Annotated in this window: 26 protein-coding genes; 14 read left to right on the top strand and 12 right to left on the bottom strand. The window is 34.2% G+C overall.

Annotated elements, in window-relative coordinates; all coding sequences use genetic code 11:
• Window positions 1–8: 8 nt before the first annotated feature.
• The 8 genes from ACR1PN_RS18420 (at window position 9) to ACR1PN_RS18385 (ending at window position 7,566) form a co-directional block, all read left to right on the top strand.
• Complete coding sequence (locus ACR1PN_RS18420; RefSeq protein WP_433981218.1) at window positions 9–1,109, top strand: HmuY family protein; 1,101 nt, start codon at window positions 9–11, stop codon at window positions 1,107–1,109.
• 33 nt (window positions 1,110–1,142) lie between these two features.
• Window positions 1,143–2,021 carry a heme/hemin ABC transporter substrate-binding protein gene (locus ACR1PN_RS18415; protein WP_433981217.1) on the top strand — a complete coding sequence of 293 codons (879 nt, stop codon included), beginning with the start codon at window positions 1,143–1,145 and terminating at the stop codon, window positions 2,019–2,021.
• Window positions 2,005–3,045 (top strand): FecCD family ABC transporter permease, encoded by a 1,041-nt coding sequence (locus ACR1PN_RS18410; protein WP_433981216.1) that lies wholly within the window; start codon window positions 2,005–2,007, stop codon window positions 3,043–3,045. Before ACR1PN_RS18415 ends, ACR1PN_RS18410 begins: the two co-directional genes overlap by 17 nt.
• Window positions 3,045–3,818 carry a heme ABC transporter ATP-binding protein gene (locus ACR1PN_RS18405; RefSeq protein ID WP_378181499.1) on the top strand — a complete coding sequence of 258 codons (774 nt, stop codon included), beginning with the start codon at window positions 3,045–3,047 and terminating at the stop codon, window positions 3,816–3,818. Before ACR1PN_RS18410 ends, ACR1PN_RS18405 begins: the two co-directional genes overlap by 1 nt.
• Window positions 3,818–4,468, top strand: coding sequence for a class I SAM-dependent methyltransferase (locus tag ACR1PN_RS18400; protein WP_433981215.1), 651 nt, complete (start codon window positions 3,818–3,820; stop codon window positions 4,466–4,468). Before ACR1PN_RS18405 ends, ACR1PN_RS18400 begins: the two co-directional genes overlap by 1 nt.
• A 5-nt stretch (window positions 4,469–4,473) precedes the next feature.
• A complete protein-coding gene (locus ACR1PN_RS18395; protein WP_433981214.1) occupies window positions 4,474–5,502 on the top strand; it encodes a hemin-degrading factor in 1,029 nt (342 codons plus the stop codon).
• Window positions 5,503–5,808: 306 nt separating this feature from the next.
• Window positions 5,809–6,681: a ChaN family lipoprotein gene (locus tag ACR1PN_RS18390; protein WP_433981213.1), complete on the top strand. Its 873-nt coding sequence runs from the start codon at window positions 5,809–5,811 to the stop codon at window positions 6,679–6,681.
• Window positions 6,682–6,936: 255 nt separating this feature from the next.
• Window positions 6,937–7,566, top strand: a complete 630-nt coding sequence (locus ACR1PN_RS18385) for a peptide deformylase (protein ID WP_433981212.1) — start codon at window positions 6,937–6,939, stop codon at window positions 7,564–7,566.
• A gap of 18 nt (window positions 7,567–7,584) precedes the next feature.
• Here ACR1PN_RS18385 and ACR1PN_RS18380 read toward each other — a convergent pair whose 3' ends face one another.
• Both ACR1PN_RS18380 and ACR1PN_RS18375 read right to left on the bottom strand, forming a co-directional pair.
• Window positions 7,585–8,418: an alpha/beta hydrolase-fold protein gene (locus ACR1PN_RS18380; RefSeq protein ID WP_433981211.1), complete on the bottom strand. Its 834-nt coding sequence runs from the start codon at window positions 8,416–8,418 to the stop codon at window positions 7,585–7,587.
• Between the two features lie 48 nt (window positions 8,419–8,466).
• Window positions 8,467–9,588, bottom strand: coding sequence for a lactonase family protein (locus ACR1PN_RS18375; RefSeq protein WP_433981210.1), 1,122 nt, complete (start codon window positions 9,586–9,588; stop codon window positions 8,467–8,469).
• Between the two features lie 320 nt (window positions 9,589–9,908).
• Here ACR1PN_RS18375 and pheT point away from each other — a divergent pair, with 320 nt between their 5' ends.
• The 3 genes from pheT (at window position 9,909) to ACR1PN_RS18360 (ending at window position 13,907) form a co-directional block, all read left to right on the top strand.
• Window positions 9,909–12,311, top strand: a complete 2,403-nt coding sequence (gene pheT, locus ACR1PN_RS18370) for a phenylalanine--tRNA ligase subunit beta (RefSeq protein WP_433981209.1) — start codon at window positions 9,909–9,911, stop codon at window positions 12,309–12,311.
• Window positions 12,312–12,382: 71 nt separating this feature from the next.
• A complete protein-coding gene (locus ACR1PN_RS18365; protein ID WP_433981208.1) occupies window positions 12,383–13,462 on the top strand; it encodes a hypothetical protein in 1,080 nt (359 codons plus the stop codon).
• 34 nt (window positions 13,463–13,496) lie between these two features.
• A complete protein-coding gene (locus tag ACR1PN_RS18360) occupies window positions 13,497–13,907 on the top strand; it encodes an META domain-containing protein (RefSeq protein ID WP_378181529.1) in 411 nt (136 codons plus the stop codon).
• Window positions 13,908–13,959: 52 nt separating this feature from the next.
• Here ACR1PN_RS18360 and ACR1PN_RS18355 read toward each other — a convergent pair whose 3' ends face one another.
• The 9 genes from ACR1PN_RS18355 to tsaE all read right to left on the bottom strand — a co-directional run bounded on the left by ACR1PN_RS18355 (window position 13,960) and on the right by tsaE (window position 20,172).
• On the bottom strand, window positions 13,960–14,199 hold the full coding sequence (locus tag ACR1PN_RS18355) for a hypothetical protein (protein WP_378181532.1): 240 nt from the start codon (window positions 14,197–14,199) through the stop codon (window positions 13,960–13,962).
• A gap of 120 nt (window positions 14,200–14,319) precedes the next feature.
• Window positions 14,320–15,210 (bottom strand): 3-hydroxybutyryl-CoA dehydrogenase, encoded by an 891-nt coding sequence (locus ACR1PN_RS18350; protein ID WP_433981233.1) that lies wholly within the window; start codon window positions 15,208–15,210, stop codon window positions 14,320–14,322.
• Window positions 15,210–15,629: a hypothetical protein gene (locus ACR1PN_RS18345; protein WP_433981207.1), complete on the bottom strand. Its 420-nt coding sequence runs from the start codon at window positions 15,627–15,629 to the stop codon at window positions 15,210–15,212. The genes ACR1PN_RS18350 and ACR1PN_RS18345 overlap by 1 nt, the downstream gene beginning before the upstream one ends.
• Before the next feature lie 30 nt (window positions 15,630–15,659).
• Window positions 15,660–16,532, bottom strand: coding sequence for a CGA/CIA family class A beta-lactamase (gene bla-A / locus ACR1PN_RS18340; protein WP_433981206.1), 873 nt, complete (start codon window positions 16,530–16,532; stop codon window positions 15,660–15,662).
• Between the two features lie 116 nt (window positions 16,533–16,648).
• A complete protein-coding gene (locus ACR1PN_RS18335) occupies window positions 16,649–17,359 on the bottom strand; it encodes a LytR/AlgR family response regulator transcription factor (protein WP_433981205.1) in 711 nt (236 codons plus the stop codon).
• Complete coding sequence (locus tag ACR1PN_RS18330) at window positions 17,337–18,107, bottom strand: histidine kinase (RefSeq protein ID WP_433981204.1); 771 nt, start codon at window positions 18,105–18,107, stop codon at window positions 17,337–17,339. Before ACR1PN_RS18330 ends, ACR1PN_RS18335 begins: the two co-directional genes overlap by 23 nt.
• Window positions 18,108–18,128: 21 nt before the next feature.
• Window positions 18,129–18,500, bottom strand: coding sequence for a hypothetical protein (locus ACR1PN_RS18325; RefSeq protein ID WP_433981203.1), 372 nt, complete (start codon window positions 18,498–18,500; stop codon window positions 18,129–18,131).
• Window positions 18,501–19,694, bottom strand: a complete 1,194-nt coding sequence (locus ACR1PN_RS18320; RefSeq protein ID WP_378181550.1) for an alanine dehydrogenase — start codon at window positions 19,692–19,694, stop codon at window positions 18,501–18,503.
• Window positions 19,695–19,764: 70 nt separating this feature from the next.
• Window positions 19,765–20,172 (bottom strand): tRNA (adenosine(37)-N6)-threonylcarbamoyltransferase complex ATPase subunit type 1 TsaE, encoded by a 408-nt coding sequence (gene tsaE / locus ACR1PN_RS18315; protein WP_433981202.1) that lies wholly within the window; start codon window positions 20,170–20,172, stop codon window positions 19,765–19,767.
• Between the two features lie 211 nt (window positions 20,173–20,383).
• Here tsaE and ACR1PN_RS18310 point away from each other — a divergent pair, with 211 nt between their 5' ends.
• Entirely contained in the window at window positions 20,384–21,292 is a 909-nt protein-coding gene (locus ACR1PN_RS18310; RefSeq protein ID WP_433981201.1) for a hypothetical protein, read from the top strand.
• Window positions 21,293–21,377: 85 nt separating this feature from the next.
• Here ACR1PN_RS18310 and ACR1PN_RS18305 read toward each other — a convergent pair whose 3' ends face one another.
• A complete protein-coding gene (locus ACR1PN_RS18305) occupies window positions 21,378–21,992 on the bottom strand; it encodes a hypothetical protein (RefSeq protein ID WP_433981200.1) in 615 nt (204 codons plus the stop codon).
• A 107-nt stretch (window positions 21,993–22,099) separates the two neighbouring features.
• Here ACR1PN_RS18305 and dnaG point away from each other — a divergent pair, with 107 nt between their 5' ends.
• Window positions 22,100–24,070: a DNA primase gene (gene dnaG, locus ACR1PN_RS18300; RefSeq protein WP_433981199.1), complete on the top strand. Its 1,971-nt coding sequence runs from the start codon at window positions 22,100–22,102 to the stop codon at window positions 24,068–24,070.
• Between the two features lie 378 nt (window positions 24,071–24,448).
• Window positions 24,449–25,132 (top strand): ATP-dependent Clp endopeptidase proteolytic subunit ClpP, encoded by a 684-nt coding sequence (clpP, locus tag ACR1PN_RS18295; protein ID WP_378181565.1) that lies wholly within the window; start codon window positions 24,449–24,451, stop codon window positions 25,130–25,132.
• Window positions 25,133–25,206 lie beyond the last annotated feature (74 nt).

Genomic DNA, 25,206 nt, shown 5'->3' with positions numbered 1-25,206 from the left:
AAAATTACATGAAAAAATTACTATTCTGTCTGCTTGCAGGTGCATCTATAATTTCTCAGTCGTGTATTAATGATAATGAAGATCCTATTGCAGTTCCGCCCATTGAAGGGCAGACTGTAGAACCTTCCGTAGGAGGAGGAGCTCAACCTAATCAGGTTTGGATAGATCTGAGCGAAACAGATAGTCAGGGAAATCCTAAACAAACGTTCAACAGAAGAACAGACTGGGATCTTGCATTTTATACCGGAAATGAGTTTAAAGTTGTACTCAATTCATCTATTGCTATGGGTGCAGGTAAAGGTCCTAATCTAAATGATCTTACGCAGGTAAACGAAATAAATGCTAAACCATTTACAGATCTAATTCAGGTAGCTAATTTTGATGCAGGGAATGAAATTTATATTGATGATGTAAAAGGAAATTTTCCGACTTCTACAACAGCTATCGGAGAAGTAAAAGCAAATGATGCTGAAAATGGTATTTATCTGATTAATATGGGTAAAGATATATACGCTGGAACTGTTCCTTCCGGATCGGCACTTACAGGAGGTGATCTTAGAGGTTGGATGAAGGTACAGATCGTGAGAAACGGTGAAGGATATAAAATTAAATATGCAGAGCTAAACTCTAATGTCATCAAAGAAGCAGTAATCACAAAAAATAATGCATACAATTTCAAATTTTTCAGTCTGAAAAATAATGCTGAAGTTTCTGTACAGCCGGAGAAGAAAAAATGGGATATATCATTTACTGTCTTTACCAATATTTTTGAAGGAGCAGGAAGCTATGTTTATGCAGATTTTGTTACTCACAATATTATGGGTGGTGCAGGAGCGTATGAAGAGAAAGTTACAGCTCCAATGACAGCTACAGAGGCTTTTAACAATTTCAAAGCATCAGATATTGATAACTCCAAATTTGTTTATAACGATCAGCGTACAATAGGAGGGAATTGGAGAACAGCAAGCCCGTCGGGATCAGCAGTAAACAATAGCGTTTTTTATATTATTAAAGATCCGAACGGGTATTATTTTAAATTAAAATTCATGAGGTTATCAAGTCCGGATGGGGAACGTGGAAGACCGCAATTTGAGTTTAAACCTCTTTAATTTAAGTAAAATCAAATAATAATCAGTATAAAAATGAAAAAATTCTTACTTGCAGCTTCAGTTTTAATGGCAGTGTATTCTTGCAAAAAAGAAGTGCAGAAACCTACCGAAAACGGAAATGAACTTGTTGCTGAAACTCCTAAAACGAACAATAAAATAGTAACTTTAAACGGTGGAATTACAGAAATCGTTGCCGCTTTAGGGTACGAAAAAGAAATTGTAGCAACAGATGTTACAAGCACATACCCTGAATCTTTAAAAAAAACTTCAGAAAATTTAGGTCACGTAAGATCGATTACCATTGAGCCGATCATGGCGGTAAGTCCTACTTTGATTTTAGCCTCAGATAAAGATATTAACCCCGAATTGATGGGGAAAATAAAAGCTTCAGGAATTAAAACCGAAACTTTTAAACAGGAATATACAGTCGAAGGAACTAAAAAATTAATAGAAAATGTTGCAAAAGCAATTGGTAATGCAGATTATCAGAAATTAAACGATAAAATTGATGCTGATTTAAAGCAAATTCAGCCAATGGCTAAAAAACCGAAAGTCTTATTCATCTACGCAAGAGGAAATATGATGATGGTTTCAGGAAAAAATACACCAATGGCCGCTTTGATTAGTCTTGCAGGAGGTGAAAACGCAATTAATGATTTTGAAGATTTCAAACCTTTAACTCCGGAAGCCGTGGTAAAAGCCAATCCGGACGTATTATTCTTTTTCTCATCAGGTCTTGAAAGTTCCGGTGGAAATAAAGGCGCTTTGGAAATGCCGGGAGTTTCTCAGACAAACGCAGGTAAAAATAAGAGAATTATCGCTATGGACGGAGGCTTGGTTTCAGGTTTCGGACCTAGATTGGGTGAAGCTGCAGTTGGATTAAACAAACTATTAGTTGAAAACACAAAATAAATTATACTTTTTTTTCATTACAAGTGTCCTTTTGCTGGTTTTACTGGCAATTGTGGCACTTTATGTTGGCGTTTATGATTTTAATGGCGTTTCTCCTTTTACTGTTTTAAGTCAGTTTATTCAGGGTGATGCGAATTTGAAGCTTAGTGACAAATATGTGATCTGGGATGTGAGAGCATCCCGAATTGTGATGGCAATTCTGGTGGGAAGTATGTTGGCGGTTTCGGGAACAAGCTTACAGGGATTATTCAAAAATCCTTTAGCGACGGGAGATTTAATCGGTCTTACATCGGGAGCAACTTTACTTGCCGCAATTTCAATTGTTTTAGGAGGGCATTTTAAAGAATATCTTCCTGAGATGGTTCAGTTTTCACTTACGGGTATCTCAGCTTTTGTTGGAGCATTGTTAGCAATGATGCTCGTCTACAGAATTTCTACAAGTGGCGGAAAAACAAATGTAGTGATGATGTTGCTTAGTGGCGTTGCCATTACGGCAATCGGTTTTTCAATTACAGGTTTTTTGATCTATATATCCAAAGACGAGCAGTTGAGAGACCTCACTTTCTGGAATATGGGAAGTTTAGCTGCTGCGACATGGACTAAAAATATTGTTTTGACTATCGTTGCAATCATTTCTTACACGATTCTTCTTCCAAAAGGAAAAGCTTTAAATGCGATGATGTTGGGCGAAAAAGATGCGCAACATTTAGGAATTAATGTTGAAAGACTGAAGAAACAGATTGTTATTGTAACGGCTTTAATGGTTGGAACATGCGTTGCTTTTTCAGGAACGATTGGCTTTGTAGGTTTGATTGTGCCTTACATTTTGAGGCTTTTATTTAAATCAAATTACACCTTCATTTTGCCTTTGTCTGCAGTTTGCGGAAGTATTTTGCTTTTGGTTGCCGATACATTCAGCAGAAGTATAGTGCAGCCTTCGGAATTACCTATTGGTATTTTGACGGCATTAATGGGAGGTCCGATTTTCATAGCTATTTTAATTAAATTTAAAAAATCACTCTAATGTTAAAGGCACGTCAGATTGATTATAAACATAAAGAATTTTTTATTCTGAACGATGTAAATGTTTCACTCAATTATGGTGAATTTTTAGCTATAGTGGGACCTAATGGAGCCGGAAAGTCAAGTTTGCTGAGTATTTTGGCAAATGAGGTGAAAAACAGAAAGCAAAAAATACTTTTTAAAGATAAAGATATTGCTGACTGGGATGTGAGAGAATTGTCATTGCATAAAGCTAAATTTTCTCAGCACAATTCCAATGAAATTCCTTTGCAGGTAAAGGATGTCGTAATGATGGGACGTTATCCCTATTTTGATTCCCAACCAAAGCAGGAAGACCTGGAAGCCATGAATAAATTGATGCACGAAACCGATGTTTATCACCTTAAAGAAAGAGATTACAATACTTTGTCGGGCGGTGAGAAACAAAGAGTACATCTTTCGCGAGTAATGGCTCAGCTTGAAAATGAAATTGAGCAGAAGCTTGTCTTTCTTGATGAGCCACTAAATAATCTCGATGTGAAACATCAGTACAAAGCTTTAGAAATCATTAAAAAATTCACCAATAATGCCAATTCGGCTATTGTGGTTTTACATGACCTTAATCTTGCTGCTCAGTTTGCAGACAAAATTTTATTAATGAAAGGCGGTAAAGTTTCAGCGTATGGAACTCCGGAAGAAGTATTTACTTCCGACAATATTTCGCAGGCTTACAATTTCCCATGCACCATTTGTGCACACCCTGTGAATGCAAACCCGATGATTATTTTTGGATAATGGAAGAAAAAGATTTAAAAATATTAGCACAGCATCTCGCCAATCCGCAAGGTGAAAAAGGAATCGAAATCGGTGAAATGATGAACGCCACCAATATCGGGATGACTTTGGAAAGTATCAAAACGCTTCTGATTGAAGACGGCGAACACATTCTCGAAATCGGTCATGGAAATGCGGGACATCTTAAAAATATTTTAGATAAAGCCAAAGAACTGAAATACACAGGAATTGATATTTCTGAAACCATGAATAAAGAAGCCCGGAATCTGAATCTGGAATTTAAAGATCAGGCTGAATTTATTTTGTATGAAGGGAAAAAGCTTCCTTTTGAAGATGAGGTGTTCGATAAAATATTTACGGTAAACACTGTTTATTTCTGGGAAAATCCTGTTGAGTTTCTGAATGAAATTTACAGAGTTTTAAAAGATAACGGAACATTTGTTTTAACATTTGGTCAGAAAGACTTCATGGAGAAATTACCTTTCACCGTATTCGATTTTAAGCTTTACAACAATTCCGAAATGGAAGAACTGATTTCTCAGAGCCATTTTAAAAGAATGAAAATTTCCGAAAAAGAAGAAGAAATAAAAAGCAAAACCGGTGATGAAACCATTAAAAGAATATATACAGTTTTAACCATAAAAAAATAAATATAATGAATACAATAGTTAACGATTTAAAGGTAAAATGGGAAGCTCTGAAAGCAGAAAACCCACATTTAAGAATAAGAAATGCTGCAGATCAGTTGGGAGTAAGCGAAGCTGAATTATTGACAACAAATGTAGGAGAGGGAGTAACCGTTTTAAAACCTGAATTCCAGAATATCCTTACTGAAGTTGAAAAATTAGGCAAAGTAATGGCACTTACAAGAAATGATGAATGTGTTCACGAAAGAAAAGGAACTTATCTTAATGGTGATTTCAGCAGTCCTCATGCGCAGCTTTTCGTAGGTGAAGATATTGATTTGAGAATTTTTATGAACCACTGGAAGTTTGCTTTCGCAGTTATAGAAGGCGATAAAAAAAGCCTACAGTTCTTCGGAAAGGATGGGTTGGCTCTTCATAAAATTTATCTTACAAAAGACAGCAATGTTGAAGCGTTTGATATGATCGTTGATCAATTTAAAGCTGAAAACCAGAACGAAGCTTCAGAATTTGAAACGGTAGCTCCAAAAGCTCCTGAAAAAGCAGATTCGGAGATTGATGCTGAAGGTTTCAAAAAAGCATGGACAGAATTAAAAGATACCCACGATTTCTTTATGATGACCAGAAAATTCGGAGTGTCGAGAACTCAGGCTTTGAGACTGGCTCCTGAAGGTTATGCAAAAAAAATTGATCCTTCGAAAGTGGTAAATGTGCTGGAAGATGCTTCAGAAAAAGAACTTCCGATCATGATTTTTGTCGGAAACAGAGGGATTATCCAGATCCACACAGGAAATGTGAAGAAAACTTTGTGGCATCAGCAATGGTTCAATGTAATGGATCCTGATTTCAACCTGCATTTAGATGTTACTAAAATTGCCGAAGCATGGATTGTGAAAAAGCCTACTGAAGACGGCGAAGTAACTGCAATTGAGGTATTCAACAAAGACGGTGAATTTATCGTACAGTTTTTCGGAAAAAGAAAACCGGGAATCCCTGAACTACAGGAATGGAAAGATCTTGTAGCAGATTTAGAAAAATAAGAATTAATTGATTTGCCTGGACCGTTTTGTATGAAAATTCAAAGCGGTCTTTTTTTTAACTTAATATTTTACCACAAAAGTCACAAAAGTTTTTTTAATATAAATACTTAATCCTAACTTTATTTCTTGTTAAGAGCGCTAAAGCTTTTAGAAAATCTTTGATTTTCTGAACTTGTTTGAACTTTTTGCAGAATGTTATTAAACTTAAAATGGCTGAAGTGTTATCATCTTTTGTGACTTTTGTGGTTGAAAAGATTGTGATATTTGTGAAAGACATTCGTGTTATTCGTGTTTAAAAAAATTAAAATGAAAAATATATTTATAGCCCTATTAGTTTTCGGTTTTTCTGTTATCAATGCACAGGATTTTAAACCTTATCAGTTCTATAATAAAAAAGGTAAAGCCGTTAAAACAGAGAAGCTTGTCAAGGAACTAGCAGATTACGACGTTGTTTTCTTTGGGGAGCTGCACAACAATTCAATTGTTCACTGGCTTCAGTTGAAAGTTACGGAAGCTTTGTACGAGAAAAAAAACAAACAGATCACTTTGGGAGCCGAAATGTTTGAAAGAGACAATCAGGTTCAGCTTAACAAATATCTTTCGGGTAAAATTGATGCTAAAAACCTGAAAGATTCGGTCCGTTTGTGGAATAATTATACGACAGATTATAAACCATTGGTCGATTTTGCAAAAGATAAAAACCTGAATTTCATTGCAACCAATATTCCGAGAAAATATGCTTCACAAACTGCAAAAGAAGGTTTGGAATCTTTAAATAAACTCAGTGAAAAAGAAAAATCTTACATCGCTCAGTTGCCGATCACTGTGACGTTAGAAACTCCCGGCTATCCGGAAATGAAAAAAATGATGGGTGATCACGCAGAAGGAACTAAAGTCATGAATTTTATTTCGGCTCAGGCAACGAAAGATGCTACAATGGCAGAGTCTATTCTTAAAAACCTGCAACCCGGAAAAACATTCATCCATTACAACGGAAACTTTCACAGCAAAGAATTTGGAGGAATTTATTGGTATATCAAACAGAAAAATCCGAATCTGAAAATGGCGGTGATCTCTGTTTTTGAATCTGAAGATGCCGAATTAAAAATTCCTGAAAAAGAGTATATTCCAACAGACTTTAATCTGATTGTACCGGCGGATATGACGAAAACGTACTAAAAAGAGCCAAGTAAAAAGTAAAAAGAAACAAGTTTAGCTCGACGAAGATTGAGCAAATTAAGCAGAAAAATCTGCGAAATCTCCTAAATTTGCGAGAGAAAAAAATGGTGAGGTCTGTCATTCAGGCTGTGTCAGAATGACAAATTGAAATATTCAATAGAAACGGGCTTTAGCCCGTTTTTTAATTTGAAAAATTCCATGGCTTTAGCCAAAACCTAAAAAACATGCTCTATCTTTGTTCAACATTCTTTAAAAATGAAAAAAATCTCTATACTTTTTGTTCTGTTCATCGGACTTATCAACGCACAAAAATTCACAAAATCTGAAATTTCATTGATCAATCAGGGTAATATCAATTCAGCGTTACCGATTTATCAGACAACAGATGAACACCAACATAAAACTTTACTGAGTCTTTCCACAGAAATTGATCCGCTTGATAAAAACACGGCAATTTTGGTAAAAAGAATGAAAGAATCTCTATTATCTACCGACGGTGGAGTAGGAATTGCCGCTCCGCAAGTGGGAATCAACAGAAAAGTGATTTGGGTACAGCGTTTCGACAAAGAAGGCGAACCGTTAGAATATTTTCTGAATCCTGTCATTACCTGGAGATCAGAATTACAGAATCTCGGTCCGGAAGGAGATTTGTCAATTCCCGAGTTCAGAGACCAGTTTTACCGAAGCAAAGTTATTCAGCTGGAATATGTAGATTTGAAAGGACAAAAATTTTCAGAAATGGTAGAAGGCTTTACCGCAGTAATTTTCCAGCACGAAATCGATCATCTTTTCGGAATCTTAATTTCAGATAAAAAGAAAAAAGAGGAGAATGATTCTTATCAACCTGTGGATGCGTTTAAGAAGAGTGATTCTGTAAGGAGGTAATCTTTTTAATTATAATAGTTATTTATGTTGTTGAAATAACCATTTTGGAATTTCATCACTTAAGAGCAAAGGAATTGTAATATTATCGTGAGTGAGCTCTGTAAAGGTTTTAAAAATTAATTTCTTATTGTTTTTCATTTTGGTAAATAATTCTTCGCTTCCTTGATAAGGGTTGGAAGTATCTTTTTGTCCGTGAATTAAAAAGATATTTTTATTTTTCCATGCTTTCAAATTTGAAAAATCGGGCACGGCAGCTACAGAAACTATTGCTGCGAATTTTTCGGGCCTCAAATTCATTAAGTTTTGTGCAGTAGAAGCGCCCATTGAATATCCTATTAAATAAATTCGATATTTATCAATCGGGTAATTTTTCTCAATTTCATTTAATAACTCTAAAATTTGATGCGCATAATCACTTGGTTTTGAGGTGAGAATACCTTCCGGATTTTCAGAATATATAGAAGAACGCTGATTAAACTGAGGGGCTAAAACAAATGCATTGTATTGATTGTAAACTTCCTCTCTAATCCATATTTTGGTTAAATGTTCAAGCTGTTTTTCATTATCATTCCCAATTCTTGAAGAATTATGAAATGCTATTATAATTGGATATTTCTTGTTCTTGTCATAGTTTTTAGGGAACAATAATCGATAAGGAAGCTCTTTTGAACTATTCTTGTAAACAAATTTTTTAAACTGATCAGTTGGAATTTTGTTGATAGCATTTCTTGTTTGGATAAAAATTGTGCTGTCAATTTTAGTTTGGTCAAAAGTATGAATTTGTGCTTTTAAAAAACCTGAAAGATTAATGAAAAGAAGAAACAATAAAAGAGATGTAAATTTTTTATACATATAAAATTTATGATTTAAATAAATATAAAACTAATTTCAATAGAAAAATCAATACTTCTTAATCTGCACACTCGAAACATTCCTTATTTTAATCTTTTTACCAACTTTTTTAAGCAATCCTGTTTCAGGAGCTCTTTTAAATACAGCCACATTATTAGTTCCTGTATTAGCTGTAATCAAAAAATTTCCGCTTGGGTCAAGATTAAATGTTCTTGGATGTTTACCTTTTACCGACTGATAACCAACTGTTTTCAATTTCCCATCATTCTGAATTGAAAATATAGCAATATTATTTTCTTTTCCGCGATTTGAAGCGTACAGAAATTTTCCGTCAGGGGAAATGTGAACGTCAGAACTTTCAAAATTATCTTTATATTTTTCAGAGTGAGTGTAAATTCTTTGAAGGTTACTTAATTTTCCATCTTCGTAAGAATAAACACTTACTGCACCTCCCATTTCTTCAATGCAATAAGCGAATTTTCCGTTGGGATGGAATGTGAAATGTCTTGGTCCGCTTCCTAAAGTGGTTTTTGTAAAAGCAATTTCAGCCTCCTGCAATGGCTGATTTTTTTCATTTTCAAATTTAAAAACTCTGATTTTATCTGCACCTAAATCAGGAAGAAATAGATAATCGAAATTTGGAGAAAAAACCGTTGAATGAATATGTGCCCTTTCTTGTCTGTCAGGATTTATACTTCCTTCTTTGAATTGTATGTTCTGAACATAGGGTTCAATTTTTCCGCCTTCTGAAATAGGGTAAACTGAAACACTACCTTCTGTATAATTTCCGTTAACAAGCCATTTTCCATTTTTATGAGCCGTTAAATAAACTGGATTTTCACCACCACTTTTTTGTTTGCTGATAAAAGTTAATGATTTATTTTCAGGATTAAATTCAAAACTGCTTACACTTCCACCGTTTTCTGTTTTACTTTCTGTACAGGCGAAAATGTATTTTCCATCGGGCGACAAAGTGATAAAAGACGGATTTGAAATACCCGTGTAAGAAGTTACCTTTGAGAGTTTTCCTTTAATAGTATCCAATTCATAGACATAAATACCTTCAGTGTTTTTATCCCAGTTAAAAGAACCGAAAAATGCGTACGTGTTTTGAGAATGGAAACAAATCCAAGTACAAAAAGTAATGGCTAAAGCAAGAAATTTTTTCAAAATGTTGGGTTAAAAAGAGTCAAGTGGAAAAATAAAAACTGAAGCTTTTATTTATGATTTCAAATATAAAACAAATCTGTTGAAACCGAACAAAAGTAGTTAAGCTTTATAAATTCCAAATAAACTTATTAAAATTAAGTTTGTGCAATAATAGTTTTTCCTCAATCCAAATAAGCTTTTATATGATTTTTTTAACCTTTTTGAATTTCGGTATTTCTTAAAAAAACACGACATTTGTAGACGCAAAATTCAGAGGGCTGATCATAGTAATTAAAACTGTGATTCTAAAATCTGAAGATTAAATTTTTAAAATTCTAGCAATGAAAATATCAAGCAACTGGCTGAAAGACTACATCAAAACAGAACTGAAAACCGAGAGAATCGGAGAATTTCTTACGGATATAGGTCTTGAAGTTGAGGGAATCGAAAAGTTTGAAAGTGTAAAAGGAAGTCTTGAAGGCATCGTTGTAGGAAAAGTTTTGACGTGTGAGAAACATCCGAATGCTGATAAATTAAACAAAACAACGGTAGACGTAGGAAACGGAAAAGTTTTAAACATCGTTTGCGGTGCTCCTAATGTTGGGGAAGGACAAACTGTTCCTGTTGCCGTAGTTGGAACGAAAATTTATGCTAAAGACGGAAGTTTTTTCGAAATTAAAGAAGCTAAAATCAGAGGTGAGGTTTCTCAGGGAATGATTTGTGCAGAAGACGAGTTAGGTTTGAGCGACGATCACGGCGGAATCATGGTTTTAGACGAAACAAAATATGAAGTTGGGAAAAACTTTGCAGATTATTTTGAACTGACGAATGATGAAGTTCTTGAAATCGGTTTAACGCCAAACAGAACCGATGCAATGTCACATTATGGTGTTGCAAGAGATTTGCACGCTTTTCTTTCTACAAACCAGCAGAAATCTGAATTTGAAAAAATTTCTTCTGTTGCCCTGAATAATGAAGGTTCTCACAGTTTCACACTTGAAGTTGAAAATGCAGAATTGACACCGAGATACATCGGAGCTGTTATTGAAAACGTAAAAGTGGCAGATTCTCCGTCTTGGTTAAAAGACAGACTAAAAGCAATCGGTTTAAGTCCGATTAACAATATTGTAGATATTACCAATTATATTCTTCATGGTTTCGGACAGCCGCTTCACGCTTTTGATGCAGATAAAATTGCAGACAAAAAAATAAAAGTAGGAACCGTTGCGGAAGGAACGAAATTCACGACCTTAGACGGGGTTGAAAGAACATTGAACGGTTCTGAAATCATCATCAAAGACGGAAAAGACAATCCGATGTGTATTGCCGGAGTTTTCGGGGGACTAAATTCAGGAGTTTCTAATGAAACAAAAACAATTTTCCTGGAAAGTGCTTATTTCAATCCGGTTGCGGTAAGAAAAGGAGCTAAATTCCATGGTTTGAATACCGATGCTTCTTTCAGATTTGAAAGAGGTGTTGATCCAAACATTACAAGAACTGCCATTACACATGCAATTAAGTTAATCGAAGAATTAGCGGAAGGAAAATTGGTAGGAGAGTTGTTGGAGGAATATCCTAAGAAGATTGAAGATAATTATGTGATCATTAGATTTTCAAAAATTGAACAGATTTTAGGAACAAAAATTCACAGAGAGAAAGTTAAAGAAATTTTAAAAGCGCTTGAAATTCAGGTATTGAATGAAATTCAGAATGGTTTTGAAATCTCTGTTCCTGCTTACAGAGCTGATGTGACGAGAGAAATCGATGTGATTGAAGAGATTTTAAGAATCTACGGATACAATAAAATTGATGCTCCGCAAAAAATATCTTTTACCCCTGTAAAACTAAGTGCAAACGATCAGGATGAACTGGAAAATTCTTGGGCGAGAACCTTACAGAGTTTAGGTTTCAACGAAGTGATTAATAATTCGCTGACTTCTGTGAAAGATGAAACCGATGCTGTGAAGTTATTAAACCCATTAAGCGGAGATTTGGCATTTATGAGAAAGTCTTTGTTGGAAGGTCTTTTGCAGAATGCAGTGTATAACATCAACCGAAAAAATCAGGATATAAAGTTTTTCGAATTCGGAAAAATCTATCATAAAAAAGAGAAATACGAAGAAAGAAAGCAGTTGGCAATTTTAGTTTCAGGAAGAAATGTTGCTGAAAACTGGCTTCAGCCAAAATCTGCGACCGATTTCTACAATTTAAAAGCTTACGTGAAAGTTTTACTGGAAAAATTAGCAATTGATTATAAGGAAGTTGCTTTAGATGAAGAAAGATTCTCAGACGCAATTGCTTACGAATCTGAAGGAAAAACTTTAGTGAGAATCGGAAAAGTAGCTCCTCAAATGCTGAAAGATTTCGATGTAGACCAGGAATGTTTCTACGCAGAAATCGAATTGGAGTTTGCTCAGGAATTACGTTCTAAGAATGAGCTGAAATTTAAAGATATTCCGAAATTCAACAAAATCAGAAGAGATTTGGCGTTGTTGATCGATAAAAATATTACGTATCAGGAATTGTATCAGACGGCTAAAAAGAATAAATCTCCATTCATTAAAAACATTAATCTTTTTGATGTGTACGAAGGAAAAAACCTTCCGGAAGGGAAAAAATCTTATGCGATGAGCTTTGAATTGCTGAACGAAGAAAAAACTTTAGAAGAAAAAGAAATTTCTCAGGTAATGGATTCTTTAATTAAATCTTTCCAGAAAGAATTTAATGCAGAATTGAGAGGATAAAAAATATTTTTTTCACACAATAGAAACGGACATTTGTCCGTTTTTTTGTTTTAAACTAATTGCCAATTAACATGAAATCATTTTCATTACTTGCCTTTCTATTCGTTTTTGCTTTTATAAATTCCCAAAATCGTGAACTGACGAACAAAAAATTAATAAAGTACCATGAAGCGGTAAATTCGGCTGAAGATAAAATTGTGACCGATGATTTAGACAGTGCTGATTTTTATTATCGAAAGGCCTTTAAACATTTTAATGAACCTCATGCGAATGATATATATAATCATATGAAAGTTTTGCTGAATAAAAAGGAATATGAAAATGCATTTAAACATTATCAGTCTTTGAACTGCATGAATTATAAATTTGAAGACCATTTTATTTCAGTAAATTTCCCCAACCATGAAAATTATAAGAAACTGAAATGCACAAATAAGTTTGATAATGATTACAGAAAACAATTAGATGAATTGTTTGTCACTGACCAACATTACAGAAAGCTTTCCGGCGGAGATTATGCAAAATATAAAAAAGAGATTACCAGGAACGACAGTATTACAAGTACAAAACTTTTACAGCTAATTCAGAAAAAAGGGTTTCCCAATGAATATGATTTGAGCCTGAGTTCGGCGGATCCTGTATTTTTTCAGAATTTTTATTTTATTATTTGGCATCAATTGGCAACTAGTCTTTACAAACCACAAGTTGTCAATTTTTCAAGTGAAATTATTAAGGCTTTAAACAGAGGAAAAATTACTCCTGATAATGCAGCTTTTCTTTTAGATTTAAGTAACGGAACTACCGATTACTCTGCTAAATATTTTGATATTGTTCAGATTTTAAAAAATGAGGGTAATTCTGAAAGACCTCATGATGGAGTTGAAGAAATGTTGGAAAAAGCAGATTGCTGTTACGTACATGAATGGTTTTATCCTGAGAAAAGAGGAGAAAAAGGAAATGCTTTGGTGAAAGATATCGACAGAAGACGGAAGAGTATTGGAATGAGCACTTTAGACCAAAATCTTAGAAAAAAAACTTTCTTATTAACGAATAAAGATTATAAGTTGGGACACGCCAGCCTAATTGGTATAAATTTTCAGAACAATGAAGACGCCGAAAATCTTAAAAAGCATTTTATAAAAATTAAATAGTTTTCCGTAAATTTGAGCTAAATCAAAAAGTAAAATGAAAAATATAGTTCTAGGAATATTCGCAATGGCGCTTGTCGCTTCGTGCGGAACAATGAAAAATACTTCTGCGTCTAAAGTTGGCAAAGCGCAACCATCAATCGCCAATACAAAGTGGACTTTAGCAGATAACGTAAAAGGGCAGGTTCCTACATTGAATATTGAAGGTTCAAAACTGAATGGTAATGCAGGATGTAACAGATATTTCGGTTCGGTAGTAATGGAAACGGCTTCAGGACAATTCTCGCCTTCAGGATTGGGATCTACCAAAATGGCTTGTGAAAATATGAGCGTAGAGAAAAACTTTATGGATATGCTTCAGAAAGCCAACAAATATGTAGTTTCAGGAACTACTTTAGAATTATACCAGGATAATTTGCTGTTATTGAAGTTTAATAAGTCAGAATAGATAGAATAAAAAAGGAACTCGTAGTGAGTTCCTTTTTTTATAAGTATTTTTCTTATTCTTCGTCTTCTTCATCGTACTTAGCCAACTCTTCGTCGCACCACTTGAAAGCTGCTTCTACTACTTTGGTAGCTTCGTCTGCCATTGTTTCTTCATCGTCACCTTCCAAATCATCAAGCCATTCAACTTCCTCTTCTTCAACGTTTAGGATGAATCTTGGATATTCTGTATGAACTACGAATAAATCTTCAGGAAATTCCGAATTGTCTGCTAATAAAAACTTTGGTAATTTCATTTTTTTAATGTTTTAACTTTAAATCAAAGATAATAAAATTATTGGTATTTGTTCTCTTTGAGGTATAATTTTGTTGAATTCAATTTATAATTCAAACTGATTATTGAATGATTTTCTAATTTATTTTGCGAACATTTTCGCTACTTTTTCAGCTTTTTTGCTTTCTGAATAATCATAAAAACCTTCTCCTGATTTCACGCCTAATTTCCCTGCCATGACCATATTCACTAATAACGGATTTGGAGCATATTTAGGATTTTTAAAGCCATCATACATCACGTTAAGGATTGCCAAACAAACGTCAAGACCGATAAAATCTGCCAATTGAAGCGGCCCCATCGGATGAGCCATTCCTAATTTCATCACCGTATCGATTTCCTCAACGCCGGTAACACCATTGTATAAAGTTTCGATAGATTCGTTGATCATCGGCATCAAAATTCTGTTGGCTACAAAACCCGGATAATCGTTCACTTCTACCGGAACTTTTCCCAGTGTTTTGCTCATTTCATAGATCGCATCAAAAGTTTCTTTGGAAGTAGAATACCCTTTAATGATTTCTACCAGTTTCATGATTGGAACAGGATTCATAAAGTGCATTCCGATTACTTTATCTGCTCTTTTTGTTGCCGCAGCAATTTTTGTAATGGAAATTGAAGAGGTGTTGGTTGATAGAATGCAGTTTTCAGGAGCAAACTCATCCATCTGAGCAAAAATTTTCAGCTTCAGATCCTGGTTCTCTGTTGCAGCTTCCACGACTAAATCTGCGTTTGTAACAGCATCTTTCAGTTCAGTGAAGGTTGTGATATTCCCTAAAGTTTCAGCTTTCTGCTCTTCTGTAAGGTTTCCTTTGGCAATTATTCTGTCAAGATTAGTGGTTATCGTTTTTAATCCTCTGTCTAAAGCGTCCTGAGATACATCAACTAAATTTACTTTAAAACCGCTTTGTGCGAAAGTATGTGCAATACCATTTCCCATGGTTCCTGCTCCGATAACAACAATGTTTTTGATCATTTTACTTTTTCTTTTTTATATATAGTTAAATTATTAATCTGTTTAAGACTTTCTTTCTTCACAGGCTGAGAGTTGAAATTCACTGTACCGTCACTGCTTTGATTTTTTGCACTGTTTTGAGAATTTACAGCTGCTTCAAGACCTTTTAAAAATTTACTTTTTTGAGATTTTGATAGCGCATCGATTCCGATAAACAGTTTAAATTCGCCTTCTCTTCCTAAACCGGATTGTTTGAAAACTTCGACTGTCTTTCCTTTGTTTTTCTTTTGGAAAGATTCAATATAACTCATAACAGGAGATGTAGAAGGCGGCCCGCAACAAATGCTGTTGTAACTTATTTCGTAGAAATTCTCGCTTTTCTGTGCAAAGAAAAGTGTGATTACGAAGACTCCGAAAATCAAAAATATCTTTTTCATTTTATTGGTTTTAAAATTAAGCTTAAAATTTTACTTATTAAAATAATCCCAGACAATCTTTGAAATGTCTGAAATCATCTTGCAATTCACCTGTTCTGTCTCGGTAGAATTACTAATAAATACTACTATTGCATAATGTTTGCCATTCGGTAAGGTTACGATTCCGGAATCATTTTCTGCGATTGTTAGTTCTCCGTCTTTTCCTGAAGAACCTGTTTTGTGAGCTATAGATTTTGCAGGTAACTGCTCTTTCAGCTTATTTACTCCTGTAGTAGTGTTCAGCATGATGTCATATAAAAACTTTGTTGACTTTTCAGATAAAATCTTACCGTAGTAGAAGTTTTTATAAAGCTGACTCAAAGAATTTGTGGTGGTGTAATTTTCATACAGATATTTTGCTCCTTTGTGCATCTGTTCTTCATTATGCTTAATCTGGAAATTTTTCACGCCCTTAGAGTCCATGAATTTTTGAACAACTTGTGTGCCTCCAATTAGCCTTAATAATACATCGCAACCGTTATTGTCGCTCCATGCAACGGTGTAATTAATGATTTCACCTAAAGAAAGTTCTATATTTCCGTCAGGATATTTTTCGCGAATTGGTGACCATGTATTTTCCAACAAATCACTTTTTTTAATCAAAATTTTCTGGTCTAATGAAAGCTTCCCTTTGTCTACTAAATCGAGGACTGTAGCTGCAATATGAAACTTAAATACACTAAGCATTGGAAGTTTTGTAGATCCGTTTTTATTGTAATTATAACCATCTTCAAATCCTAAAACCGAAACTCCGACTGTCGCTTTTTTATCCTTGATAATGGAATTTATTTTCTGGTCTAAAACAGATTGTTGGGCAAAAACAAATGCCGAAATCAAAATAAAGAGAATGCTTATTTTTTTCATACTATTTTGTTTAAAAATGAATCCCTTTCAGAATATAAAAGAGATTTGCAATTTAAGATTTTTAGAAATAAAGATTGGAATTTTTAAGATAGCTTAACTTAATGTAATATAAATGGCTATTTTCCGAACATTTCCATCAGAGAATTTCTGTATGTTTCACCAATATGAAGTTTCAGAAACTGATCAGAATCTGTGGCTATTGTAGTGATAATTTCGTTGGTCGACAAAACCTTTGCCGAAGATAAAGCAATGATTTCTTTCTTATTCACCTGTGCAAAATCTTTTGAAGGGAGCATTTCCAGAAGAGATTTGAAATTCATGTTTTTCAGTACGATGGTGGTTCCGTCTTTCAGAATGATGTCTTTGTCACGACTATCAATTTCAGAAGTTTTGATATAAGCAATTTGTTCTGTAAAAATTGTTGATTTACCGATGTTGGTGTTCCATTCGATGTACTCTTTCTTTTGGCTGTTGTTTAAAAGATCTGCTGCCTTTTCAAATGCCTGAATCAGCCTTTCTTTTTTGATGGGTTTTCGTACATAATCTACGACATTCAGGTCAAAAGCCTCGGCTGCATATTCTTTATATGCGGTCGTAAAAATGATTTTTTTTGATCCTGAAATAAGTTCGGCAACCTGCAATCCGGTCATTCCCGGCATTTCGATATCCAGAATACAGAGATTACAATCGATATTCCCGATTTCGTTCAAAAAGACTTTTGGGTCATTGAAGGCTTTTACAACTTCTACGTTTTCAATTTGTTCACAAAGAAGTTTTAAATAGCTTATCGCCAGTAATTCATCATCAAGAATAACGCATTTTATCATAGAATTCGCCTAAATTGATTGTTAATTCTGCTGTGAAGATACCGCTTTTTGAATTTTTCTGAAGCGAGTAAAAATTAGTGTAAATCATTTTTAATCTCTGATCCAAAGACTGACTTCCAAATCCGCCGTTTTCTTTAGGTAAAATATTTTTCAAGGAAGCTTTATTGCTTACTTTCATTGAAAAAATTCCGTTCTCAAATTCCAGGTTAATAGAAATGAACGAATCTTGTGCCAGAAAATCAGTGTGTTTAAAAGCATTTTCAATTAAATCAACCGAAATAAGCGGGGCGAATACTTTTTCTTCAAAAATAGAATCCGATTTGTCAATTTTAGATTTAATTCTGAAATCAAACAGGGGATTGATCTTTATTTTATTAATTTCTATAAGACTTAAGGCAAATTGAAGCTCTTCTTTCGGGCTTACAAATTTGTTGTTGCTTTCATATAAAATGTAATCGAGAACATTGGCAAGCTTGTCCAAAGACATATACGTCTGATAAGCGTGCGATTGTACCGAGTTCAGAATATTTTTAAATAAATGTGGGTTAAGTTTGGTTCCGATATGTTCAAGCTGAACTTCATTCAGTTTCTGCTCAATCAGTTTATTGGCTGCATTCAGTCTCAGGTTTCTGTTTTTTAAACGCTGGTTTTGCCCGAAAAGATAGATGCTTATTGCAAGAAAAAGGAAAATGGCAAAAACTCCGATGAAAATCAGATAATCCTGAATCAGATAGAGATTGCCTTCCATTTTTAAGTCTGTATTTTAGAACTATTTAAGTTTCTTTAGGCTGTTTAAAACTGCTTTTTCATCACACTTTTCGAATGTGATTTCATAAACGGGATTTTTTTCAGGATAAGTCAAAACATAATCAGGACAAGGCTTTTTCTGAGCATGGCTTCGATCAAAATCAATTTTTCCTGAAGTAATGATGCTGTCTTTTAAGAATTTTTCGTTGAGTTTTAGATGGACCATTTCAGCTTTAAAATCATCTGAATACGTAAAATCTTTTGAAAGTGTTTCTGCAATAACACGGCTGTTTGGTAAATAACCACTGCAGCTTACTCCTTTTTTATTAAGCACAAAAAATACAATAATCAATCCCGGAACAAGACCAATTAAAAAGAATTTTATTTTTTTCATTTAGAAAATTAAAAGATTGATATCGTGATACGTCAGTCCGAAACGGTCGCAGATAATTTTTTTGGTGTGTCTGCCTTTGTACATGTACAAACTCTGTTTCATTTCGTTTTTGCGGATCAGCATATTTTCAAAACCGCCTTCTTCGTCGTAATTTAAAATATAAGAAAGGAAGAAATTAGAGATTGCCTTTGTTGTTGTTCTCGGCATTTTTGATGTAAGATTCGGTAATCCGCAGTGAATGACGCCATGTTTGATGATGTAAGGATCTTCCATTGTCGTTAACTCGGAAGTTTCGATGGCTTTCCCATTGTCAATGACGATGTCTATAATGACGCTGCCTTTTTTCATTTTCATGACCATATCTTCGGTCACAATCGGCTGCATATTAAGTCTTGGCAAAGCTCCGATCACAACATCAGCCCTTCTTAAACTTTTGCTTAATTCTTTAGGATCAATAATCGATGTAGGAACGCGACTGTCGACCAAAGTGTGAAGCCTTCTCAGTTTTGAAAGTGAATTGTCAAAAACTTTTACGCTTGCTCCCAAACCGATTGCGGCTTTTGTAGCAAATTCTCCTACAATTCCTGCTCCTAAAACCACAACTTCAGTAGGTCTTACTCCAGTAATTCCGCCAAGCATTAAGCCGTTTGATAAAGCAAGAAGCTCGGAAGCATATAAAATTGATACCGATCCTGCAATTTCACCGATCAGTCTTACCAAAGCAAGCTGTTTGTATTCATCAGCAATAAATTCAAAAGCAATAGCGTTGACTTTTTTCTCGGCGAGTTTAATGAAATAATCTTTATCTCTAAGATTGATCTGAAGTGCAGAAACCAGATAAGTATTGGGTTTAAAATAATCTATTTCTTCTTCTGTAGGCGGATTAATTTTTAAAACCAGATCCTGAGAAAATGCTTCTTTTGCATCCTGAGTAATCTTTGCACCCGATTCTGAGTATTGTAAATCTGTAAAAAATGAACCTTGTCCGGCTCCGGATTCGATAATGATTTCGTGGCCGTGTTCTACCAAAACCTGTACGGCATCCGGTGTGATACATGCTCTTCTTTCATTGAGACAGGTTTCTTTAGGAATTCCTATACTGAATTGCTTTCCTTTTTTTATAACTTCCAACTTTTCCTCCTTTGGAATCAGTTCTTCCTCGGAAAAAGGAGTAAAAATATTTGTCGTACTCATTTTTGATACAATTATGGCTTACAGAAAATTATTTTGTACAATCGATTTCTTTAAGCAAAGATATAATATTTTAATCGAATTTAATTTCCCTGCTTTCTCCGGTATTACTAATGCTCATCGAATGATAATCCAGTCCGTAAAGTTCTTCTTCATACACTTCAGGCCATTCAATGATGCATAAAAATGCGTTGTCCAGATATTCTTCTATACCGATGTCGTATACCTCATCAATATTTTTCAAACGGTATAAATCGAAGTGATATATTTTTCCCTTAGGCGAATTGTACTCATTTACTATAGAGTAAGTAGGTGAGCTTATTTCATCATCACTGCCTAAATTTTTCAGTAGAAACTGCGTGAATGTTGTTTTACCGGCACCTAAATTTCCTTTTAATAATAGGATATTGTGTTTCAGTTCGGGTAAAATGGAGTCAACTACTTTTTGCCAGTCTTGGATTTGATTTATATTAAAATTCATTTTAGAATAAAAATCAAAATTAAGTTATTTGAGTTAAAATTAAAATATAAAATGAATTAAATTGGTGGTTGTGATTTTTTAAACAAATATTTTAATTTATTATGATAAATTGACTGTTTTACAAATTTAAGAATAAAATAATTAAAATAAAATACTTTTTTATTGAATATTTTTATAACGTAGTCGTAAATTTATATTCTAAAAATACGATATGAAAAGTTTAATTCTACTTTTTTGCATTTCTATGCATGGTTTGTTTTATGGGCAAGTTGGGATTAATACAACTGTTCCTACAACTACACTTCAAATCGACAGAAAAGCTTCTTCTAACACTGTCGAAGGATTAATGATTCCAAGATTAACAGGTGACGCTATATTCAATATGCCTATTACGGGAGCTGCCTTAGAATCAAATCTTGTTTATGCTACCTCTCCAGCTTCATTGGTAAATCAGGTAGGGATAGGAGTTAATTTAAAAAATAAAGGTTTTTTTTATTGGGATGGGAATCTTTGGGCTACATTAGACAATACAACCACAACCATCAATAACTTACTTGCATTTGTGAAACCTATGAATATATTACTGAATGATGTAAACACATATCCTTACAGTACAAACGCATTTGTAGTACCGAATTCTCCTAAACTAAAACTGTTTGACTGCAGTTATCTAAGCCCTGTAGATGTTATCATAGAAAATAATCCACTTTCGGGGCCGCCAAATAATTTTGTGATTTGGGATAATGCTAATTCTAAAATCAATATTCCGCAGCAATTGTTAGGGAATATAATGTCCATCAATATTTCACTAAAATATCAGGAAATTACAGCCAATGCGGGTGCTTCTAGATTTGTTGCCTATACAGGAAATGCAGTTTATAATGCAGCTGCAGGAACAGTTACCGGAGGTACTAAAATTAAAGATTTAATGTTTAAACAGACCAAGACGAGTGGTTTTACAACAATTCGTGATGAATTGGTTCTTTCACCTATAATTATTACGCAGGAAATGATTACTAACGGGATAAAATTATATCTGGGAAGTGGCGATAATGGTCCGATTTCATTTTATGAGCCGGTACTCACCATTGATTTTGGAGTTGTAAATACGACTTTGTAAATATAATTTTAGACTATTCATAATAGTTATTTTGGTGGTTGCGTAGGACAGTCTGATGAAAGTCGGACTGTCTTTTTGTGATTATTTACTGAACTTCAATAAAAACATCACCATCCGTAAGATTTGCTGTCACATTGCTATTTCCACAAACCTCCCAAACCATAGAATTTGTACCTGTAATAGGGTAGTTTTGTAATAAATTTTGCTTTTTGATGATATTCTGAAGCGAAAAAGTATCATTAAAATAAACTGAAAAATCGCCTGTTTCCAAAGGAATAAGTTTAACTTCATAACGGTACAGTTTTGCTGCTGTATATTCCGTTGCTGAAGCGTATAAATTAGCATTCGGACAGTTTGCATAATTATCGATCTGAAAATCTTTAGCTATAATTTTAAACTTATTCAGAGCGTACTGTAAATTGTAACTGGTTTTATTTTTTATTAATTTAGAAACTGTAATCATAAAAAGTGGATTTCCCTGAAGTTTTACCGAATCTTGAGAAATCGAGTTAAGTCCGTTTACAGAAACACGCCCCCGAATCGTTATCGTATCATTAATATGATAAACTTTTGAATTATCTAAACTCACTTTTATTTTATTGGGTATTTCCTCAACTTCGTGATGAAACCCTGAACAATCTGTTGACATCAGAAGGTGCATGCTGAAAATAAAAGCCAACACAAAGTAAATTTTTTTCATTTATTTTTTTTGCTAAAAATACACTAAAAAACAACGACTTAAACTAAAATATTTTCAATTAGATATAATTTAGCTCAAGCTCAAAATCATTTCATTATTTTTGCAGTATGATTTCCAAACAGACGATCGATAAAATATTTTCCACAATCCGCGTAGAGGAGATTGTAGGGGAATATGTGCAGCTGAAGAGGGCGGGATCAAATTTTAAAGGTTTGAGTCCTTTTCATGAAGAAAAGTCGCCCAGTTTTGTGGTTTCTCCAAGTAAACAGATTTGGAAGGATTTCTCAACAGGAAAAGGAGGTACAGCGATTTCTTTTTTAATGGAAATTGAAAATTTTACCTATCCTGAAGCACTTCGTCACGCTGCAAAAAAATACGGAATCGAAATTGAAGAAGACCAGCGTGAATTTTCTGAAGAAGCTAAAAATGCTCAATCCGAAAGGGATTTACTCTATAAAATTCATGAAGTTGCCAACGATTTTTTTCAGAATATTCTTTGGGAAAATGAAGAGGGTAGAGCCATTGGACTTTCGTATTTCAGAGAGCGTGAACTCAAAGATGACATCATCAGAAAATTTCAGCTCGGTTTTTCTCCTGAAAAGAAAAATGCTTTTACCGAATTTGCGATTGAAAAAGGTTATAGCAAAGAAGTTTTAGAAAAATCCGGGCTTTCAATTTTTCCTGAAAATGCTCCGAACGGATTAGACCGTTTCCGGGAAAGAGTGATGTTCCCTATTCACAGTTTTTCTGGAAGAGTTTTGGGTTTTGGAGCCAGAATTCTTAAGAATAATATTAAAACGGCCAAATATCTCAACTCTCCGGAGACCGAGATTTATCATAAATCAAATGTTCTGTATGGTTTAAACCAAAGCAAACAGGCAATTTCCAGAAAAAATGTCTGCCTTTTGGTAGAAGGTTATATGGATGTGATTTCACTTCATATGTCCGGAATTGAAAACGTAGTGGCAAGTTCAGGAACTTCTTTAACAACCGAACAAATTAAACTGATTAAAAGACTCACGGAAAATGTGACGATTCTTTTTGACGGTGATAATGCAGGAATTAAGGCGAGTTTCAGAAGTATCGATATGCTTCTAACGGAAGGAATGAACATCAGAGTTCTTCTTTTTCCTGATGGCGACGATCCCGATTCTTTTGCCAGAAAACATCCGCAGGAATATGTTGAAAAATTCATCGAAAATCAGGCGATGGATTTCATTGATTTTAAAGCTGAAATCCTTTTAAAAGAAGTTGGAAATGATCCTATAAAAAAAGCTGAAGCGATTCGTGATATTGTAAAATCGGTTTCGTTTGTTCAGAATGCTTTAAAAAAGGAAGTTTATTTAAAGGAAGTTTCTACAAAATTCGGGCTTTCAGAGCAGAGTTTGTTTAATGAACTTGATATTCAGAAGCAGATTACCCAGAATCAGACTCAGAAAGCTCAGGTAAAAGCAGAAGAAAAACCTGTTCAGCTGAAAGTTTCCGATGAACCTGTATCTGAATTGGATTTAATACTTTTTCCGGTTACAAAACTTGAAAATGATCTGATAAAACATATTCTGAATTACGGCGATATGATTCTGCATCGTACAACACCAGACAATCAAAAGTATGACATTACAGTGATTGAAGAAATTCTGCATCATTTTGAAGAAGATAACTATGAGTTTCAGGTTGAGATTAATAAAGAAATTGTAAGGCACATCAAAGAAGGTATTGAAAACGAAGAGCTACGAAAGGGAAGTTTCTTTTTTACTTTAATGGATGAAGAGATAAGTTCCGCCGCAGCAAATTCTATGAATATTTACAATGACCTTCAGGATTGGACAACAAGAAATATTATTGCGCCAAATTACGGCGATAAAATGCCTGAACAGGTTGCAGGTGATATTCTGGTACATAAATTCAGGTATGTAAATTTCCTGATTGCTAAATTTACCAAAGAACTTTCTGAAATTCCAGATCCTGAAATCTATTTTGCAGCGATAAAGAAAATTCAGATGCTATCTGAAGTTCGTGTTGAGTTAGCCAAAATTCTTGATTATTCTGCGATTACAGGGATTTATACTTATAAATAATCAGTTTTAAGAAGCCTAAATATTTAAGATTAGCCTGTTGTGTATTTAAATATTTAAAACGTAATATTCAAAATTAACTAATTGTGTTTCTTTAAATAAACGAAGTGGCTTTGTTTATCCTAAATTCATAAGCTAATTAAACTCTTTTTTCTTTGTTTAACCTAGCAATAAAAAAATAACGCAAGGGTAGACAAAAAATTAAAATTATGTTTAGTTTTAAGCTAAACAAAGGCCTAATGCTTATTGATGAAAAACAAAATCTAAATGTACAACACATGAAGATTAATTTAAAATCGGACAAAAAGTCTTATAAATTTTTAGGAATAAAAGTTGTAATTTACAGGGTAAATAAATTTTTAAAATAATACCAATAGAAATATGGACATTAAAAAAGAATTCAGAGATTTTTCTACAAAACATTTAGGAAACAACGGTTTGGTAACCGATCAGTATATGGGAATGTTCAATCCTACCAATCTTACACCTTACATCATGGAAGAAAGAAGATTGAACGTTGCTCAGATGGACGTTTTTTCTCGTCTGATGATGGATAGAATTATTTTCTTGGGAACAGGAATTGACGATCAGGTGGCAAACATCGTAACAGCTCAGTTGCTATTCTTAGAAAGTGCTGATCCTTCAAAAGATATTCAGATTTACATCAATTCTCCTGGTGGAAGTGTTTATGCAGGTTTAGGAATCTACGATACGATGCAGATTATTAAGCCAGACGTAGCAACAATCTGTACCGGTATCGCTGCTTCGATGGGAGCTGTGCTTTTGGTTGCAGGAGAAAAAGGAAAACGTTCTGCGTTGAAACATTCAAGAGTAATGATTCACCAACCTTCGGGCGGAGCTCAAGGTGTTGCTTCTGATATGGAAATCAACTTGAGAGAAATGTTAAAACTTAAAAAAGAGTTGTATGACATTATTTCAGACCACTCGGGACAGACTTACGAATGGGTTGAGAAAGCTTCAGACAGAGATTACTGGATGACTTCTACCGAAGCAAAAGATTTCGGAATGGTAGATGAAGTTTTACAGAGATCAAAAGAAAAATAATTTTCTTTGATTTATAAATATAAAGTTTCGGGGGGGGGGGGGGGGGGGGGGGGGAAAAAGGGGAAAGAAGGCCG

The sequence above is a fragment of the Chryseobacterium sp. RLHN22 genome, assembly GCF_051011795.1.
Classification (GTDB): domain Bacteria; phylum Bacteroidota; class Bacteroidia; order Flavobacteriales; family Weeksellaceae; genus Chryseobacterium; species Chryseobacterium zhengzhouense.
This window is presented reverse-complemented; position numbering and strand designations above follow the sequence as displayed.

Excerpts from the sequence above, each read along its gene's own strand:
- ACR1PN_RS18395 (WP_433981214.1), top strand. The coding sequence starts at position 4,474 with ATGAATACAATAGTTAACGATTTAAAGGTAAAATGGGAAGCTCTGAAA.
- ACR1PN_RS18335 (WP_433981205.1), bottom strand. The coding sequence starts at position 17,359 with ATGATAAAATGCGTTATTCTTGATGATGAATTACTGGCGATAAGCTAT.
- ACR1PN_RS18405 (WP_378181499.1), top strand. The coding sequence starts at position 3,045 with ATGTTAAAGGCACGTCAGATTGATTATAAACATAAAGAATTTTTTATT.
- ACR1PN_RS18320 (WP_378181550.1), bottom strand. The coding sequence starts at position 19,694 with ATGAGTACGACAAATATTTTTACTCCTTTTTCCGAGGAAGAACTGATT.
- clpP (WP_378181565.1), top strand. The coding sequence starts at position 24,449 with ATGGACATTAAAAAAGAATTCAGAGATTTTTCTACAAAACATTTAGGA.
- ACR1PN_RS18345 (WP_433981207.1), bottom strand. The coding sequence starts at position 15,629 with ATGAAAAAGATATTTTTGATTTTCGGAGTCTTCGTAATCACACTTTTC.
- tsaE (WP_433981202.1), bottom strand. The coding sequence starts at position 20,172 with ATGAATTTTAATATAAATCAAATCCAAGACTGGCAAAAAGTAGTTGAC.
- dnaG (WP_433981199.1), top strand. The coding sequence starts at position 22,100 with ATGATTTCCAAACAGACGATCGATAAAATATTTTCCACAATCCGCGTA.
- ACR1PN_RS18420 (WP_433981218.1), top strand. The coding sequence starts at position 9 with ATGAAAAAATTACTATTCTGTCTGCTTGCAGGTGCATCTATAATTTCT.
- ACR1PN_RS18385 (WP_433981212.1), top strand. The coding sequence starts at position 6,937 with ATGAAAAAAATCTCTATACTTTTTGTTCTGTTCATCGGACTTATCAAC.
- ACR1PN_RS18415 (WP_433981217.1), top strand. The coding sequence starts at position 1,143 with ATGAAAAAATTCTTACTTGCAGCTTCAGTTTTAATGGCAGTGTATTCT.
- bla-A (WP_433981206.1), bottom strand. The coding sequence starts at position 16,532 with ATGAAAAAAATAAGCATTCTCTTTATTTTGATTTCGGCATTTGTTTTT.
- ACR1PN_RS18355 (WP_378181532.1), bottom strand. The coding sequence starts at position 14,199 with ATGAAATTACCAAAGTTTTTATTAGCAGACAATTCGGAATTTCCTGAA.
- ACR1PN_RS18400 (WP_433981215.1), top strand. The coding sequence starts at position 3,818 with ATGGAAGAAAAAGATTTAAAAATATTAGCACAGCATCTCGCCAATCCG.
- ACR1PN_RS18360 (WP_378181529.1), top strand. The coding sequence starts at position 13,497 with ATGAAAAATATAGTTCTAGGAATATTCGCAATGGCGCTTGTCGCTTCG.
- ACR1PN_RS18305 (WP_433981200.1), bottom strand. The coding sequence starts at position 21,992 with ATGAAAAAAATTTACTTTGTGTTGGCTTTTATTTTCAGCATGCACCTT.
- pheT (WP_433981209.1), top strand. The coding sequence starts at position 9,909 with ATGAAAATATCAAGCAACTGGCTGAAAGACTACATCAAAACAGAACTG.
- ACR1PN_RS18330 (WP_433981204.1), bottom strand. The coding sequence starts at position 18,107 with ATGGAAGGCAATCTCTATCTGATTCAGGATTATCTGATTTTCATCGGA.
- ACR1PN_RS18310 (WP_433981201.1), top strand. The coding sequence starts at position 20,384 with ATGAAAAGTTTAATTCTACTTTTTTGCATTTCTATGCATGGTTTGTTT.
- ACR1PN_RS18390 (WP_433981213.1), top strand. The coding sequence starts at position 5,809 with ATGAAAAATATATTTATAGCCCTATTAGTTTTCGGTTTTTCTGTTATC.
- ACR1PN_RS18365 (WP_433981208.1), top strand. The coding sequence starts at position 12,383 with ATGAAATCATTTTCATTACTTGCCTTTCTATTCGTTTTTGCTTTTATA.
- ACR1PN_RS18380 (WP_433981211.1), bottom strand. The coding sequence starts at position 8,418 with ATGTATAAAAAATTTACATCTCTTTTATTGTTTCTTCTTTTCATTAAT.
- ACR1PN_RS18325 (WP_433981203.1), bottom strand. The coding sequence starts at position 18,500 with ATGAAAAAAATAAAATTCTTTTTAATTGGTCTTGTTCCGGGATTGATT.